The sequence below is a fragment of the Corallococcus sp. RDP092CA genome, assembly GCF_041903675.1.
GTDB lineage: Bacteria > Myxococcota > Myxococcia > Myxococcales > Myxococcaceae > Corallococcus.
Genome location: NZ_JAYESI010000173.1, coordinates 1 through 255, shown reverse-complemented (window position 1 = coordinate 255; position 255 = coordinate 1). Strand labels below are relative to the sequence as shown.

The window sequence follows — 255 nt, the reverse complement described above, 5'->3', positions numbered from 1 at the left end:
GCCGAGTGGGTGCCCGAAGGCGGGCGCGCAAAGGTGCTCCGGGGCGCACGCGTCACCGCGGCAATGGTGCCGGTGGGGGCGGTGGTGTGTGTGAAACGCAAGGGAATGAAGGACTCCTGGTGCCTGGTCACCAGCTTCACGGACGCCACTGCCCAGGAGGTGCTGGACGTCTACGCCCGGAGATTCACCATCGAGGAGACGTTCCGGGACGTGAAGGACCTCAAGTTCGGCATGGGATTGAAGCAGGTGCGTGTG

Annotated in this window: 1 protein-coding gene; it reads left to right on the top strand. The window is 65.5% G+C overall.

What is annotated here, in order from left to right; all coding sequences use genetic code 11:
* Positions 1 to 63: 63 nt before the first annotated feature.
* Positions 64 to 255 (top strand): transposase (locus tag U8525_RS34665; protein WP_374271004.1); only part of this gene is annotated, 192 nt, incomplete at its 3' end.